We start from the raw sequence: 17,107 nt of genomic DNA on the forward strand, positions 1-17,107 counted from the left end.
TGCTCACTTATTTTTTGTCATTAACAATCTAACCATAATAGTAAGATTATTCTTTTTATAGCTTTTCTTGCTACCAACGCTGTATCGGGAAACAGCATCCTTATCTACAACAGAATAGTCCTTGTCCGACAGCATATCCAGATACTTTTTTCTATTATTGGAAGCTGGTAAATGGAACAATAACTGCTTATTATGAAGCGCCACTTTCTCATAGGTACTCTCTTCATATATAAGCTGATCCTTAATCTGCTCAAACAATGACCTGCCCTTATCTGTATTGATAATCACACATGATAAGCCCTGTCGTCTCAAGCTCTTATTACCATTTGCTTTTACAAAACGTGGATGTTCATATTCTGCGCCCCAATAGTCACCTAATGTAATATCGGCAGCACGTTTTCTTGATGCAAAAGGACACGAAAGACAACTGTCACGAAGGATATCTCCCTTCAAAAACATCATGAAATATGAAGATTCATAAAATGGAATGATTTTCTTTTTAGTCATCCCACTCTTATCCATATACTCAACGCAAATGTTTTTATCCCAGCCCCTTGTCTTATCTCTAAATGAGATGCCTGTCAATACTCCGTCAATCTGCTTGCTTAGGTATTGCTGATACTTATGAAAAATCTTATGAGACGGCACTCCATGACAAATAACCTCAACCGTAAATAGGTTGGGATAATCTTTTCCCAGGAAATTCTTTAGTCCCTGAACCTGGCAGGGCACACCAGAAAAAAGAACTTTTTTGCCTGCATTTAGCTTTTCTTTTACATCAGAATAAATACCTGTTGTATTGCTTTGAATATACTTGGAATTGTATAGCTTACTTACTTCATCGAGAGAATCCACACAAGTGTGAGAGACATAAAACAGTCCATCTTCATGCTTACTAATCTCAGCACCGTATATAACTCCACCCTCCGCCAGCATTTTTTCGCACATTATTGGGAATACCCCACCTGATGATGATCTGTATGCTTTGCCAGCTTCTTTTGTAGCGGCTATATATGCGGCAGGTTTATAATCATTTTGTCCCTGATTAGAGAGAGGACATGTCTTTCTGCATTTCCCACATTTCAAACAGACATCCGGATTTATTACGGGATATTTATACCCGGTCTTATCCTCATGCATTTCTATCGCATGTACCGGGCAGGCATCATGGCACGCCCCACACCCGGAACATTTACTGTTATCAGCGTAGACCTTGTCAAAGCTATTTACTGATTCATTGTTATTCTCTTTCTTGTCGGCAGGCTCTACCTCTGGCAAAGAACCGGCTAAAAAGGCTCTGGATTTGTCCTGTAATCTGGCAATGCATTCATCAACCTTAGTATAGTCTATCTTTTCGATTGGCCAAAGCTGTGATGTATCTGAGTCTATAATCCTGCTGCCGATCTGCAGTTTCCCGGCCAGATCATAAATGCGTATATTCTGTGTGTCTTTTTTTCCATCATCAAATCGTTTGAATAAAAAGAATTCCTTGTGGAAAACCACTGAAAAAATAGTTGCGTGATAAGAATCAGTGATCACATATTCAGCATTTTTAATGAGACGCAAAAAATCCGTCGGGCCTACATTTTCCGCCATATCCAAGTTAAACGCAGCGCTCTCCAATGAAGTTGGGATAAGTTTTACTGAAAGTCCGGTAGCCTTTTGAATTGTTTCAATTCCCTTGGTATAGAAATCTCTTTTTCCCAGGAAATAACACAAAATATATGGCTCATCATTATCTGCTGAGCCATCAATAAGTAAGTTTTCCCAAAGTTTTTTGTCAACCAGCAATGTTGGATCCAATACAGATTGCACCTGTCTGTCAACAATCGAGGTTAAAGCTGTAGCCGTTTCTTCTTCTCGTACGGATATTCCATCAAAATTTACTAATACCTGCTTAAGAAAATCAATTTTCAGTTTGTTCAGATTGTGAACCGGAAGGCTGGGTGCATATGCAATCTTAATCTTCGTATTCGGAACCCACTCTAAATAGTAAGCCGGGTTCACTTTTTTATTCATGCTCCATATCTGGTCGCTGCCACAAATAAAAACATCGAATTCATCTGCTGCTTTTTTTAATCCGCCAATCCCATGAATAGTTTTGGACAGCTCTATGTTATGTGACACAAACTCATCACACACGAGCTGGGTTCTTTTCAGTATATTCTGCACCGTCACATTTTTATGGGCTATACGATGCATCTTGTCCACTGCCTTCTTGTAATACAAGGTATTCTTAGACGGAAATATAACATCGTCCATAGTTGGCTTATAATTCAATACAGTTACGTCAAACCCCTGTGTCGTAAGGTATTCCTGAAGAGCATAAGCCTGAAGAACCGAACCGTAATTAGATGTACCTGACACCCATGTTAAAATTGCTAATTTCATAAGAGCTCCCTATTGTCTTACTCTTTCTTTTAAATATGACCAGGTTAAAATTATGTTATTGAGTACTTTAAATACTTTTAGAATATATGCCTTTTTATTGTAGTATTTGTGGCAAGTGTATTCTCTGGACTTCAGTGCTTCGTTGGGAACGTATAATTGGGCTCTTAATGACTTGGCCTTCCCTTTCTTCGCATGATTATGCTGAAAAAAGTGTTCCAGATCTATCATTTCACGATAACCGGCCTGTTTAAGCCTTAGTGCCAATATGTTTTCTTCTCCATATAAGAATGTTCCCTCATCAAGAAAATCAATTTTTCGGAGAGCTTCAACCTTAATCAACAGCAAACTTCCATGCACAACATCAACATATGCACATTTTTCGGGCAGCACAATAAGTGGAGACTGCGTTCTTGTTCTGCACTTTATAAAGCCACGCTTGAGCATTTCCGCATAAGTCGGGATATCCCAATAGGAATGATTAATGTCATACACTCCGTGTGATATTAGTACAGGGCTTATTACCGCTACATCTTCAAATAAAGATGCTTTTTCCATCACCTTTTCAAAGATATTCTCCTCAGTCACGAGAGTATCAGGATTCATAATACCCACATAATTTATTTCTGGATACTTCCCGATAGCGTATCTGAATCCAAAATTATTCCCAGCAGCATATCCGGCATTCGTAGTGTTCCTGATAACAGATACGTTTTCTGCATCACGAAACTCAGACATCAGAATATCATATGAATCATTAGTTGAAGCATTATCAACAATAACAACATACACTGACTTCTGGGACATCAATAACTGTCTTACACACAGAACAGTATCTTCATACTTGTTATAATTTAATACTATTATTGCCAGTTTATTATTTCTACTCATAGTTTAATTGCCAAAATAAAATCTTACCTTATGTTCATAGTCTGCATTGGCATATTGTTCCATCAGTGCCAGCATTATTGCCAAAAACAAGGCAAACATAGGACGCCAATACCACGTGATTATGTTGGGACATACTATCTGAAGGTAAATCACAAGAAGTAAAAACCTATAATCTCCATTCTTGACAGCTTTAAAGGAGCAGATAAGCATCTTAACAGCTAACCAGATGTACCATATCAGGCCTATTATTCCATATATATAAGCAAACCCAAATAAACCATTATCATTCAAAAAAATATTGTTATTTAACCCGGCAGCTTGATACGCTTCTGGGCTGACAATATGCGGATACCCCCTTCCTACCAGGGGCGTTTTACTAATCTCAGAAATATAATACGCTTTACCGATTTCTCTAATCTGCGCAGATGGATCGCTAGATGAATCAGCAAGTGATGATAATAAATACTGTGCTAACTCAGTTTGAGAGATAATAAGAACTATACCAAGAATAATAAATATATATGTTATTTTTTTAAGAGCGCTGTTGCGGTAGAACAATGCCATCACTATTGTCAGTACACCGGTTGCCACCATTATTATTCTAGTCTGCGACACAATTACTATATGATAATATGACATAACCAAACCTATTACAGCTGTTATCTTTTCTCTTCTATTGCTGGTTTTAAAGAATGAAAATAAAGATCCAATCAGTAAAACATTAGAAAAAGTAACATTATCATAGATTCGAACACCAAATCGCGTATCATATGAGACATTTAAGAATCTTATGTATCCAGCTAACGTATGCTGAATTATAACAGCACCGGTAACGACAAACGAAAGCTTATAAAGACAATCCCAAAGGTAATCCGCCGCTACAACCTTTTCCAAAATAAGTGTTCTGACAGTATAATAGTAACATAATATCATTAAAAAACACTTTTGAGCCAGTAATGCATGCAAAACCTGTTGTCCGAATAAAAAATAAGGTACAATCGATGCCATTGTCACTAATGGAATGATCAGTAATACATTACTCATAAAATAATTGTTTTGAAATTCATTTATTTTAAAACGGGTAAGAACATATAAAAACACTGAAAAATGTACTAACATTACAAAATCCGGATACGAAATATGAAATATACTAGCAAATGCACTCTGGTTCACCAAATAAACAAAACGTTCCGGAAGCAGCAACAGCAGCATAACCAGTATATTTTTTTTGTCAAATGTAATATATTTCACTTTAACTCCTCTATGTTACTCAGCAATCAGTTTGGAATACTCTTCCTTTAAACGCTTACAAGTATTTGTTATTGAAAAGTATGCTGCATTCTCCTTGGCATCTAGCGATATCTTTTCAAGCAATTTCTCATTATCCAGAACGTCTAGTGCGTGACACAGTGCTTTAGCCAAGGCCTCATCACTTGCTTCTCTTGTTAAAAATCCCGTTTCCCCATCCTTCACAACCTCCGGAATACCTCCAACATTACTTGCAACACAAGGGATTCCAAAAGCCATGGCTTCTACAAGAGAAATACCAAAGACTTCTTTCCAGATAGAAGGATAAACAAACACACTAGTCTTTTCCAAAAAGGGAATAATATCGGGATGTCTTCCCTCAAAACTAACTACATCGCTAACGCCGATGTCATTCGAAAGCTTTTCCAAATTTTCTCTTTCAGGGCCATCTCCCACAATGGAAACAGAAATCGGATAATCATTCCTGATCTTAGCTATGGCGCGGATCAGATAGTCTACACCTTTAACATAATTCAATCTTCCGATATATGTAATCTTGTAAGGCTTTGTTACAGGAACAACGTTATCTTTCCCTCGCAAGAGCTTGTCTGTAGAAATCCCGTTATAAACAACTGCCTTTCTCTTATTGTTAAGGCCAAATTCCTTCTCATATGACTCTTTGCCAGCATTAGATACAAATATGGTCAGATCAGAGTAATTCAGTCCCATCGCGAACATTAAATGGGCAAAATGAAATTTCTTTTTATTATTCGGAAAAAAGAACTTACGCTCATAGCAGGAATGAACAACTGTTACCATTTTCTTGCCGGTAATCAATTTGGACAACATGCCATATAGTTTCAAAAACGGATCGCCGTGATGCACACAAATAATGTCGTAGTTTCTGGCTATTTTTGCCAGTGACAAAAGTTTTCTGATGCTCAGCTTGCTTGTAGTATCAACTAATGAGTACGTCTTGAGCCCCAGCTCATTCATCTGATCATAAATGGCGCCCTCTGAGAACAAAAAGCAAAATCCATTGTCATATTCACTGTTAATTCCTATATCACGACAAAGGCTCTCTATTCCACCAGCCTCGCCACTAGTAAGTAGATTTAGTACTCTCATACATAATCCTCATGAATTATAGAAATCAAATTGAGATTTTGTATACATCATGACCTGAATTCCTCTTGTTTTCCGGCGGTAACTCCATATAATTCTTGTACAGTCTCTTAAGATTCTGTTCCCAATTTTCAGGTGCATTTACAACAATGTTTTCAAACCCAATTTCAATTAAACTGTCAAAATCAGTCTTTTTAAAATACAGTCTGTCGCTATCATAGTTGCTGGAAAACATACTTGCCAGGTATTCCCAATCATCGCGCTGCCTCATCACCAGCTTTCTCTGCATATTGATCAGCCACTTTTTGGGAAGAAGTCCAACAACTGTGCCCAACGCATTCAAGAGTTTCCTGTTGCCCTTTCTCTCCATATGACAACCTTCTTTGCTCCATATGCCAAATGTAAGGATCCTTGCGATTACTCTTCTGGCTTTTGTGCCGGAAAGCCCCGGTTTTTTAATACTGTCAAAAGGGAAAATATCGATGAATAAACCACTTTTGGCCTTACAGTTCTTGCGATAACTCTCGATAAAAACCGTACCATCTTTAACCAGCTTGGCATATGGCTGATAATAATGTTCATCAGTTGAATATTCCTGAAGAAAGCATCCCTCAATAGGCTCTTTCTGGAGAAGCTCTAACAGTTTTTCATAATCTTCTCTTACCACGCCAACATCAATATCGTCATCCCAAGGAATAAAGCCTTTATGCCTTATTGCACCCAACAATGTACCACAGATAATCGTGTATCTGATGTTGTGTTCCTTACAATAGGCATGAAAAGCTTTGAGCATTTCAATCTGAACTTCATGAATTCTATCCAATGTATTCTGATCCATTTTGCATCCCCATCAACTATTAGAATTGTTTTCTTTTTCACGCACCGAATGAAGTACTTCTGTCAAAAGAGTAGAAGATGTTCCATCAGTATGAGGCAGAAAAACAAGTTCTACACCGGTGTCCTTAAACTCTTCAATGTATTTGTTGTACATAGCAGAGTTTTTCCAATCGTCTCCATGAAATAATGCGTTATATTTAAGCTTCTCCCACGCAGCATACTTATCCATCGATGTTTGAGGTACTACTTCATCAACATATTTGATAGCCTCCACGATCTTAACTCTCTCTTCATATGGAATTATAGGCTTCTTGTGCTTGTATTCCTCTACCAATTCATCAGTACTTACTCCCACAATCAGATAATTACACTGTTCTTTTGCATTCCTAAGTACGTTAAGATGTCCGATATGAAACAAATCAAATACTCCGGTAGTGTATCCGATTCTAAACTTTTTGTCGCTCATATTATTCTCCCTAAATCATATTTGATTGATATATAAACAAATGCTTATTCAAGTCAATTTGTCACCATGTTTTTCCGTAATCTTTTTACGCTCCGTTTCAATTTTCCCGGTAAAATAGCAGATAATACTAATTTATATCCACTCTCTTTTTTAACGCATCGATCCATCAATCCCTCAAAGGATTCACTGTCCATTTCTGAGATGAAGAAATTCCGACTCGGATGTTTTTTGGACGGAGATACCATCTGTCCGTTGCGTTTGCAAAGCGCTTCAACATCAGTCTCAAACAGCTTGCAATCAGCCATTTTATCGAGTAAACTCAAGCCCTTTTTCGTATTAACCAACATGCATGATACTCCTGTATAGTCGACATATTTTGGATTAAGTTCCTGAATACGCCAGTAATCACCAATTGTTATATCGCCCAATCTTCCTGTGTTCGCATACTTACAGCTGTAACAGCTCTCTCTGTAAAACAGCCCCGAATGAAAGCCTCTTAGATACGGATTTATTTTTGCTTGCTCTTTTAACACCTTTCCATTATCAAACTCAATACGCAAATACTTTGAATGGACCTCTCCATATAAGTCTTTTTCTTTGTATCTGAAAGTAGCCCTTATGGCTCTAGCGTTCCTCTTCGAGTTTAATTCCTGTATATATTTTTCAAAGATCAACTCGCCCGGTGCACCATGGCATATCAGATCCACCAAAAACAGGTTGTCATAATCCTTTCGCAAATAATTCCGAAGGGCAGCAAGCTGACATGGGGTACCTGTAAATAACACATGAACACCTTCGTTCAACTTTTGTTTAACTTCCTTGTATATTCCTTTACAATCGCTCTGAATATACTTGGATTTCTTAAATATATCTCTATCGTCATAGGAAACAAGCTTATGGCAGACTCTTAGATCATCTCCCCAGGCCGCACCAGCTATCATCAAATCTGCATATTCGCCATGCAGCGCAGTGGCTATCGCTTCAAAAGCACCGCCCGAGGCGCTTTTGAGGTGCTGTTGTTCAGGCTCTATCACCAGTGCAAATGCTTTCTTCTTAAATTCCGGCTCCGGGATTGCAGGCTTCTCCTTTATCGGACAGACATTTCTGCACATCCCACAGGAAACACATTTAGCCATATCCACATGTGGGTATCGCGCACCATCTATACCATATTCAAAATCAATTGCACTTACTACGCATACATCTGCACAAGCAGAACATCCACAGCACATAGATATATCTTTATTATCAATGAAGGTATAAGTCATAACTAATCTCTTTAACCCCGTCACATCTTCATATTTTGCACCCAAAGCATATTTGCAGATAACACAATTTCGTACAGATGGCCATAATGTCGTGTAATTATACTACTATTTACACCGTCTTGACAACTGACATATAAAATAAAATATTCAAAGATTCCTTGTCCATTTTATGCATTTCACCTATCGCAAAAGGGACACTCATAAAGAGCATCCCTTTCATTGGTATTGCTTAATTATTTCCAACACAAATTTTACTGTTTTGGGAAATCAGTATCACAAATAACATCAGAAAAGGAATCATATTTGCAGTGTTTAATGTCGCTAACAGATAACAAAAGATTAAAAACCAATAGAAATGACTGTTTTTTGCCTTAATGATCATATATATAAACAAGAAACAGATCCCCAACAGTCCAATTAATCCTTCATCACAAAAAATCTCCACTATTCCCATATCATAAGTATTTACTGCACTCCACAAATCACCCTTGCTGTAGGGCCAATAATAAAGAACATCTCCTCTGATTTGTGCTCCCGATCCCAATCCGAATATCGGATTGATCCCAGCAACATAATACATCCCCGTTAACTGGCGGGTTCGTGAAACTGTCCCATTCAGGTTTCCTCCATACCCCCCCGAACCTTTGGGCGCCCCCTCATCCAAGTTAAATTCAAAACCAAACTCATTGAGAACAGCCTTGCCGTTACCAACGTAATAGTATCTCAAATCATCACTGACAGCTGATACTCCAATTATATAAATCAACAGCACTCCTGTCACAATAAGCATAGTCCTGCAAAAAACAAGTCGGCGTTTTGAAGACTTAATAACAAACAGCAGGTATACAACAGTGATAACCAATATAAATATCATATCGGATCGTGCACCTGAATGAATGGTTGCCAGCACATCAAGAGCAGCCACTAAAACATATGCAAAGTTCTTTGTTTCCTCATATAAATAGAAGATCAGCGGCAGCACCATAACACACATATTACCGAAAAATCCAGGCATAATCATCGTTGTAGTAGCTCTGAGAAGGCCCAACCGCGTAGCTGTCAGATTACCCACAGATCTTGAAACAGTATACAGGGAATCAAATATCCTGATCCCGGAAACACTTTCGAAAACACCTACAACAAAAAGGACAGCAGCGGCACCAACGATAGCCTTTATCATTTTATCTATTTCACTTTTCGTGGGCTTTAATAAATAAAAAGCGAGCAACAAGAACAACTGCTCAAACACTATCTTAAGGATTGTTTTCACTGACTGTCCATATGTCGTTACATAATATAGGTTTGATGTAATTCTAAAGAGAAAATAGCCAGCTAAGAATAAATATACTTTGGGAATTCTCTTTAAATCGATTTCCTTAATGTGCAGATTCCTTTTCCTATTGATAACTGCATACACGTAGAAAACAACAAACATAATTCTGGTCACAGAAAGTATTGGCAGAGATTCCGAAAGATCTATCCCATAATAATCAGGCAAAAACAGCATACATGGAATAAATAAAGTCAAATAGTTCTTCTTTTTAAAGCAATACACATTGGCAACTATCAGCGCCAGCGTAAAAACCACCAAAAATGCAATACTAAACACAGCTGTTCACCTCATTTCCAATGTCTATGTGCATACTCATTACATACAGCGCAAGCATTCTAGCCAAAGTAATCCTCATATGAGAATTTACTAACATCAACACCATTCTCTTGAAGCCTTTTCTTAAATAACTCTTTTGTATTTCCTATTATTCTCGCCGGAGCACCTCCTACAATAGCATAATCAGGTACATCCTTTGTAACAACACTTCCTGAAGCAACAACCACATTTTTGCCTATATGAACACCATACAATACTATGCTTCTGGCCCCCCAGAACAGAATTGTCGCCAATTGAAATATAATCGGCCTTTACCTTCATTTGTTCTCCTTTGAATGTCGGATCATGGTCCCACATACGTTGTATCATATCATGTTCATATATTCTGACATCGGCAGAAACAGTCACATTATTGCCTATATCTATAAAATAGGGAAATGACGGTATCCAATCAGGATGCCAATATCCCCCCCTCTCCATAACTCTTGAACAGTCCCGATTTCCTAACCAGATCTGCCTTCTCGTGGCTTTTTCCAAGTACGGAGTATAACTTTAACTTGAACATCAATATTGTACGTTTATTCATAGATATGTACCTTCAAACACTTAGCGCTTCAGTTTTTGCTCTATAACATCCATTGCTTTCTTAAATAATACAGCAAAAATACTGCTGCTAATCAGCACAACAAGTACTGTCAACACGTAACTGACGTATTCATTAGATATAACTTTTAAAAGCTTTGTTTTTTCAAATACTCTAAATAAAACCATATGGCATAAGTAGATTTCAAAGCTAATTCCACCGATTGTTCTCACGAAAGCATTATTAAGAATAGTTTTCCCATCAATGCTCATTGCATATATCAATGCAAATACATCTATCAACAATATGATCAGAATATTGTGTAAGTAAGTATAGTATAGTACTGTCACGACTAAAACAGCAGCCAATGAGATCCATCTTATACCCCGTATTTGCATAATTCGGTCTCTATAAATATAGACAATACCTCCGGCCATAAAAAAGACGAAACAATAAACAATTGACGTTCGTCCTGCGCCGAAGTAAACATTGCATATATAATTCATCACAAGCGATACCGCTAATGCAAACCATGCTCTTGTCTTGCTGGATATAAGGAAGCAGAAAAAAGGAAACAGTAAATAGAATGCAAAAACCACCCCCAAAAACCAACCCACGCCTATAACAGAAATCTTGGCATTAGGAATCAACCCAAAACATAATGTAAGATTCGCAAAAACTTCATACAATGACTCAAGTGATGGATTCATAGCCAAATCTATGATGCATAGAAAAGCAAAAAAGGGCAATATCTTTTGGTATCTTTTCTTGTAAAATGACACAATATCCAATCTTTTATCAATCATTTTATCAAAATAACCGCAGCACATGCCAAATGCACTGATTACCATGAACAAGAAGACCAGATTCGTCAATGATGGAATGAATTTATCAAAAAGAAATCCCTCTAACTGAAAAGACAGATTTTCCTTCATGTGCATTGCAACTATGCCAATACATGCCAATGCCCTAAGCCCATCTATTGCTTCATATCTTTTTTTCACAACCGCTACCCCTTTACCATTTAACACCAAGAGTAAATAACCACCGGTTTATATCGGTGGTTACTTTACTCAGTCTTATTTTTTCATCTGCGCTGCAATATCAGCATCGACGATCTCTTCTCCGGTCCTGTTCTTTAGCTGTTCCTTGGATGCCTCAGACAGACCATTGTTAACAACGGCACACATATCGCAAGTGCTGCATTTATCGAGTTCTTCTTTTGTCACCTTTCCATCACGAAGGTCGCGAACAATCTTATTCTCATACATGCTGTATTTCTTCTTAGTCCAGAATTTAACTTTATGACGGATTACCCACCACAAAGGTACCCAGATATACTTGTGCATAGCAGGAGAAACCGAACCAATCATCCAGCAGTCTCTGTCGCAGCAGCGCACCTTGGCACGTACCGCTTCTGCCTCCTTTGAGTTCCACAGTTCGTCCCAGGTCTGAGTATTAAGATTTCCCATTACCTCTTTGTCCTTGGTTCCGTTACAAGGCATAACATCCCCGTAAGGATCAATGAAGAATGTGTCAAAAGACATATCGCATGGCAGAAGTCTCTTTTGACCATAAATATAATTGATAAGTCCATGGTTAAAGTATGCTCTGAACCACTTCTTGGGGCTCTTGCTTGCAAGAAGTTCGTTGACAAGGTTTTCAAAATTCTGAGCAACCATCGGACGATCTTTGATGATGTTCTTGGCCTCCACGAAATAGAAGCTATTATGGAGAGATGCTGTGGCAAACTCCATACCCATTTCATCAGAGAGTTTATAAAGAGGAACTAGATCAGGAGCATTCTTATCCTGAACAGTCATTCCAAATCCTACATCCTTCATGCCCATCTCACGAAGTGTCTTAAGGGTCTGATAGCCTCTTTGATATCCGTTCTCAAGACCTCTAATTTCGTTATTGGTATTCTCAAGACCTTCGATTGATATACGGATACCAATCTGAGGAAATTCTTTACAAAGATCTACGATTCTGTCAGTAAAGAAACCATTTGTAGAAATTACGATTCTATCAGATTTCTTGTAAAGTTCTCTTACGATATCTTTAATATCTGTTCTGATGAAAGGCTCACCACCTGTGATGTTTGTAAAATACATCTTCGGAAGCTTTTTGATTGTCTCAATTGAAATCTCTTCCTCAGGCTTACTGGGCGCTTTATATCTGTTGCACATAGAGCATCGTGCATTACATCTATAAGTTACAATTACAGTTCCATTCAGCTTCTTCTCCGCCATAACAAACTCCTTGCATTTACTTGGTATATTCTTATTATTAATAGTCTCGCAAGATTATAAAACAAATAAATCGTCTTGACAATGGAAATATGTAAAATTAACGTCCTACAGACAGGCTCTGTTCCTAACCAACCAGTTGCCTAAAGTTATATCATTCTGTTATTTTTTAACCTTATAGTCATCCGAAACCTTTACAATAACTACACCATCTTTCAAAACAATGGCCCCATCCATTGGATAAGCCGGCATTTCATCCAACACGCCGCTGTAATATATCTCATGATAAAGATCATTATCTATTATCTCCAAATTCACTCCCAGATCATCCACTAAGCCAATATATGATTTATGAACTATGTCCGGCGTCTTTTGCATCTTCCCGAACTTGGCATAGCCAGATGCCAGATCAAATAATTCATTCTTTTTGAACATCACATTTGCAGAAATATTCCCATAGAAAGCATATTTGTAATCATTGGAAACTAATTCTTTTTGATTTAATGTCACAACAATATTATTCATTATAGTATTTGATGAATTGCTTCCCTGCGCCATGGCATCAATATCTGTTCCAACAGCATAGATATTGCCATATAAGAGAAGGGTTCCAAACAAACATAACAACCAATCTCTTTTAATGCCTGCTCCCGATAAAAAAATAAGACTCAGCGGTATTACCATCATCATAGGGAAAGTCATCTGTGTCAGAACACCTATAGCATCAGGAGCCAGAATGATGAAAATATCTGCACTGATAGGTAAAAGCAAAATCAGAAGCAGATAAAGAGCAAGATATTTAGGTTTTTTCCCAAACTTCTTAATCCCAATCCAAAGCAACAGTATAAAAATGAGCACTGTTACAACTATTCTCACCGGCCTAAATACATAGTTTCCATCACGGAACAAGAAATATGATGTCCAATAACCATATATTCGCATTAGTGATTTAGGAAGTGACAATATCATATGAGGAACAGATAATGAATTAGCACCGTTATAGCCAGCAGGGCTTACTTTCCTTGCCCAAAGGCAAACATCCCAGGCAATCTTGTACAAAATACATCCTATCGATCCACAGAGTAAAGCTCTAATAAAAGCACTGAAAATTTTTTTGATATCATTCTGAAACAGATACTTCATCATCATAAAAATAATAACGACGCAAAAACATCCAATATTAGCCTGATATAATCCAAGGCTTACAATCAAAAAAGCTGTAGCAATGACAAGATAGAGATTTGCTTCCTTCTTATTATCAGTTTCTGCTGATACAAACCACGAAGCAGCAACTGATAATAAAACTGACATACCAAATGTTGGAGACATATATCTGTATGACAGATAACAGCATACTGTAGTGCTGCACATAGCAATCATAGCAAATATATAAAACCTGTAACGAGGCTTTGCACCCTCTTCCACAAACATATTTGTCATAATATACATTGCGATAGCAATCAGCAAAAGAGTCAGCAATGAATTATAAGGCTCTGCCCCATATCCGCCTCTGGCCTTATCCAGAAATAGCCACGCCCAGCGGCCAATTGAAAGTTCCCAGTTTCCCGCCTGAGAATATGTTGATGCCCAGAGACCGTCAACTGAATTAGTAAGCCCTCTTGCAATCAACGGCAAATAACATAAAGCAGAAATAACCCATATAATAAATATTGGCTTTGCAGATTTTTTTATTGTACTTTCCATTATGATTTATCCTCACGCGTTAACAAAAGTAAAACTTATATCATATTCGTAGCTTATTACCGCCTCAAATATCCTACATTATTGGTAATAAAGATGCAATAATATCCTTCTCTTCCAATAGTTTTCCACTAAAAAAATAACGTCCTACTGACAGGATCAGTTCCTTACCAAGCCATAGGGCTTATTATTATCCAAACAGAAAATTTTCCTTATGCTTTTAATGTGGTTCCACTCTATCTGGAATTAAACGCTGTCATCACACCCAAATCCTTTGAAAGCTTCACCCAGAAATCATAGAACATTGCCAGTTTCTCTCTTTGATAATGAGCATGTATGCTTACCCAATGATAATACAATAAAAGCTCGGAAAATCAACAGAAATGCTGAATTTTCCGAGCTTTTATTCCTAAATTTCCAATTGAGTTTCAAAACTTATTGGAAATTAAGTTTTTTATTATTTCCTCATAATTTGTCACTATTTCATACTATAAGTAACCACGTAATTAATTGGAACGTAATTTCCATTTTTCATATTCGCTGTATATTCCTGGCTGGAAGATGAAGGTACTATACTGAATCTACACTCTATCGTAGCACCTCTGTGAACAGTCTCCGAATCAGGAATCTGCTGTCCGGTTTTTCTCGAATATGTAACCTGGCCTCTGGAATTCTTTTCTACTAAATCTTTTGCGTAATAATACTTTGGCTGATCAACATATTCGTAATCAGTGTTCAGCTTAAGAGTTTTGTCACCATACTCCAAAACAGGAGTGGATTTAAATGAAGTAAACCGTGAGAAAAAGCTATATCTCTTATCAGCAGCACTTGCCACTACTGTACTCTTACTAAGGACATTCTTTGCCACTGTAAATGTAAGGGCATTGCTTAATGTTCCGCTGTAATTGCCCGCAAACTCAAGAGTAACACCCGCGGTTTTGCCTGCAGCATCATTGTTGGAATATGTAACAGAGTAGTCTTTATCTTTGACAAGCTCTTTCCCATTAGCAGCAAGCTTGACTATGACACCTGGTGTTGCCTTTCCTCCATCCATAGGCACATTGTTAGGATCAAGCTTACTATCAATAAAGCTTACTGCCACATCAGTTTTATTCACCGGTCTACTGGTTATCTTGATATTCTTAGTCCGTCTTCCCTTTACGCCCCTCTCAGGTTTTCCTTCAAAAATAACGGCTACTGTTCCTATTTCAGCACTGTCGCTCGCTGCTGAGATGGTGTACCTATCAGCTGACACCGCTTCATTATTGGAATCTGTTACAACTGCACCAAGCCTTTTTATTGTCTCCTCATTGTTGACACTGCCATTGTCGTTATATACAAGTACGGGATCTCCATCATAGTAACGTCTTCCGTTAGTGACAGTTACAGCCAGCTCTAAAGCCGTAATGGTAATAGGTACTTTAAATTCTCCTTCAACCAGGTTGTATTCCGGTGCATCAGTGGGAACAAGAGTTACATAGTTGTCACCATCTATATTACGATTTACATCAGAATTACTTTCAGCTGGATCTACAACTGTAAAATAATATCCTTCTTCTGAAATTGATGAAGCATCTTTATCATCTACGTACTGAAGTTCCTCTCCTCCTGCACTGACTGTTATACTGCCATTTTTAAACAGGCTTATCACATCGCCGCCGACAGACTGCGGAGTACCGCCACTCTCCCTGTAGGTCTGAACGGGTACATTACCAGATAGCGCTGCCTCATCAAGATTTACATAATCTTTCTGCGGAGTTTCAGGTGGTGCTTCAGGTACTTCTTCATCTTCGAAATCTATTGATTTCTCTAAAATAGGCTCATATTCACTTATGTCATCATTAATTGCAAATGATTCTTCTGATGCAAATCCTTCTGACAATGGCAATGCGGCTTCGGCTATAGGTTCATCCATTGCAATAGGAACATCGTCAAACTGATATCCGGTATCGTTAAATTTCGCATATAATTTTATTCTTTCTTCCTGCGCCAGTGTTATGCCTTCATCGAAATCAACTTTTTCTGAATACAATTCATCAAAGTACCATCCATCAAACTCCTTGCTCCCATCAGGAACAACAAGCGCATAATTTACAGATTTCAAAATTTTAACTTCGCCAGGAACAGTAATAGTCATAATTCCACTGCTGACATCATACTCCCAGCTCGATACATCTTCACCAAAGTCCAGACTTGAAATAAGTTTTCCATCGCCCGGAATAAATTCAATATAATATGTGTCATACGTTACTAGTGCTTCCAGTTCTGGATCTAATTCTTCTTCCTCAGATAAGGCATCCTCTTCCAGCTCTTCTTCTGCATCCTCGGAAAGATCCTCTTCCTCTACAGAATCATCAGCAGCATCTTCTTCCGGGTCCGGGATAATAAGAGGTTCATCAGACTTGTTTTCTTCATCAGTTTCCTCGACATCTTCCGTCGTAGGTTCGTCTAAATCAAAAATAATAACATCATCTTCTCCCGCACGTACTGTAATACTGTCTGCACCAATCGTAGCAACAACCAGTACTCCTGCGATTCCAGCCGCCAAAAGCCTTCTTATGAACATATCTTTTCCTCCTTATCTGGATTAACGGAAACAGAAGGTCACTAAAAAACGTCTACTTACTATGCCCAAAAACGAAAAAATGTGCTTGCAAAATACCATTTGCAAGCACATTAATTGTAACATTATTTCGTTTATGACTTTATTAAGTATGTGTTAAATTTCCATAATATAATAAT

Annotated in this window: 13 protein-coding genes; all 13 read right to left on the bottom strand. The window is 37.8% G+C overall.

Annotated features, from left to right (window positions below; all coding sequences use genetic code 11):
- Positions 1-3: 3 nt before the first annotated feature.
- On the bottom strand, positions 4-2,391 hold the full coding sequence (locus tag G633_RS19090) for a polysaccharide pyruvyl transferase family protein (protein ID WP_051199914.1): 2,388 nt from the start codon (positions 2,389-2,391) through the stop codon (positions 4-6).
- 9 nt (positions 2,392-2,400) lie between these two features.
- On the bottom strand, positions 2,401-3,279 hold the full coding sequence (locus G633_RS0103935; RefSeq protein WP_026519139.1) for a glycosyltransferase: 879 nt from the start codon (positions 3,277-3,279) through the stop codon (positions 2,401-2,403).
- 3 nt (positions 3,280-3,282) lie between these two features.
- A complete protein-coding gene (locus G633_RS0103940; protein ID WP_026519140.1) occupies positions 3,283-4,530 on the bottom strand; it encodes an O-antigen ligase family protein in 1,248 nt (415 codons plus the stop codon).
- Between the two features lie 15 nt (positions 4,531-4,545).
- Entirely contained in the window at positions 4,546-5,655 is a 1,110-nt protein-coding gene (locus G633_RS19095; RefSeq protein WP_051199916.1) for a glycosyltransferase family 4 protein, read from the bottom strand.
- A gap of 25 nt (positions 5,656-5,680) precedes the next feature.
- The gene (locus G633_RS0103950; RefSeq protein WP_026519141.1) at positions 5,681-6,490 is read right to left on the bottom strand and encodes a LicD family protein; all 810 of its coding nucleotides are present in this window, start codon (positions 6,488-6,490) and stop codon (positions 5,681-5,683) included.
- A gap of 12 nt (positions 6,491-6,502) precedes the next feature.
- Positions 6,503-6,955 (bottom strand): adenylyltransferase/cytidyltransferase family protein, encoded by a 453-nt coding sequence (locus G633_RS0103955; protein WP_022767912.1) that lies wholly within the window; start codon positions 6,953-6,955, stop codon positions 6,503-6,505.
- Positions 6,956-7,008: 53 nt separating this feature from the next.
- Entirely contained in the window at positions 7,009-8,268 is a 1,260-nt protein-coding gene (locus G633_RS0103960; protein ID WP_196804227.1) for a Coenzyme F420 hydrogenase/dehydrogenase, beta subunit C-terminal domain, read from the bottom strand.
- A 184-nt stretch (positions 8,269-8,452) separates the two neighbouring features.
- Positions 8,453-9,832 carry a hypothetical protein gene (locus G633_RS0103965; protein ID WP_026519143.1) on the bottom strand — a complete coding sequence of 460 codons (1,380 nt, stop codon included), beginning with the start codon at positions 9,830-9,832 and terminating at the stop codon, positions 8,453-8,455.
- Between the two features lie 59 nt (positions 9,833-9,891).
- Positions 9,892-10,125 (bottom strand): acyltransferase, encoded by a 234-nt coding sequence (locus G633_RS19100; RefSeq protein WP_026519144.1) that lies wholly within the window; start codon positions 10,123-10,125, stop codon positions 9,892-9,894.
- A gap of 313 nt (positions 10,126-10,438) precedes the next feature.
- Positions 10,439-11,419 carry an acyltransferase family protein gene (locus tag G633_RS0103975; RefSeq protein ID WP_026519145.1) on the bottom strand — a complete coding sequence of 327 codons (981 nt, stop codon included), beginning with the start codon at positions 11,417-11,419 and terminating at the stop codon, positions 10,439-10,441.
- A gap of 75 nt (positions 11,420-11,494) precedes the next feature.
- Positions 11,495-12,667: a radical SAM protein gene (locus tag G633_RS0103980; protein WP_026519146.1), complete on the bottom strand. Its 1,173-nt coding sequence runs from the start codon at positions 12,665-12,667 to the stop codon at positions 11,495-11,497.
- Between the two features lie 159 nt (positions 12,668-12,826).
- Positions 12,827-14,368 carry a glucosyltransferase domain-containing protein gene (locus tag G633_RS0103985; RefSeq protein WP_026519147.1) on the bottom strand — a complete coding sequence of 514 codons (1,542 nt, stop codon included), beginning with the start codon at positions 14,366-14,368 and terminating at the stop codon, positions 12,827-12,829.
- Between the two features lie 475 nt (positions 14,369-14,843).
- The gene (locus G633_RS0103990; RefSeq protein ID WP_026519148.1) at positions 14,844-16,931 is read right to left on the bottom strand and encodes an InlB B-repeat-containing protein; all 2,088 of its coding nucleotides are present in this window, start codon (positions 16,929-16,931) and stop codon (positions 14,844-14,846) included.
- Between the last annotated feature and the right edge of the window lie 176 nt (positions 16,932-17,107).

The sequence above is a fragment of the Butyrivibrio sp. FCS006 genome, from assembly GCF_000424525.1.
Classification (GTDB): Bacteria; Bacillota; Clostridia; order Lachnospirales; family Lachnospiraceae; genus Butyrivibrio.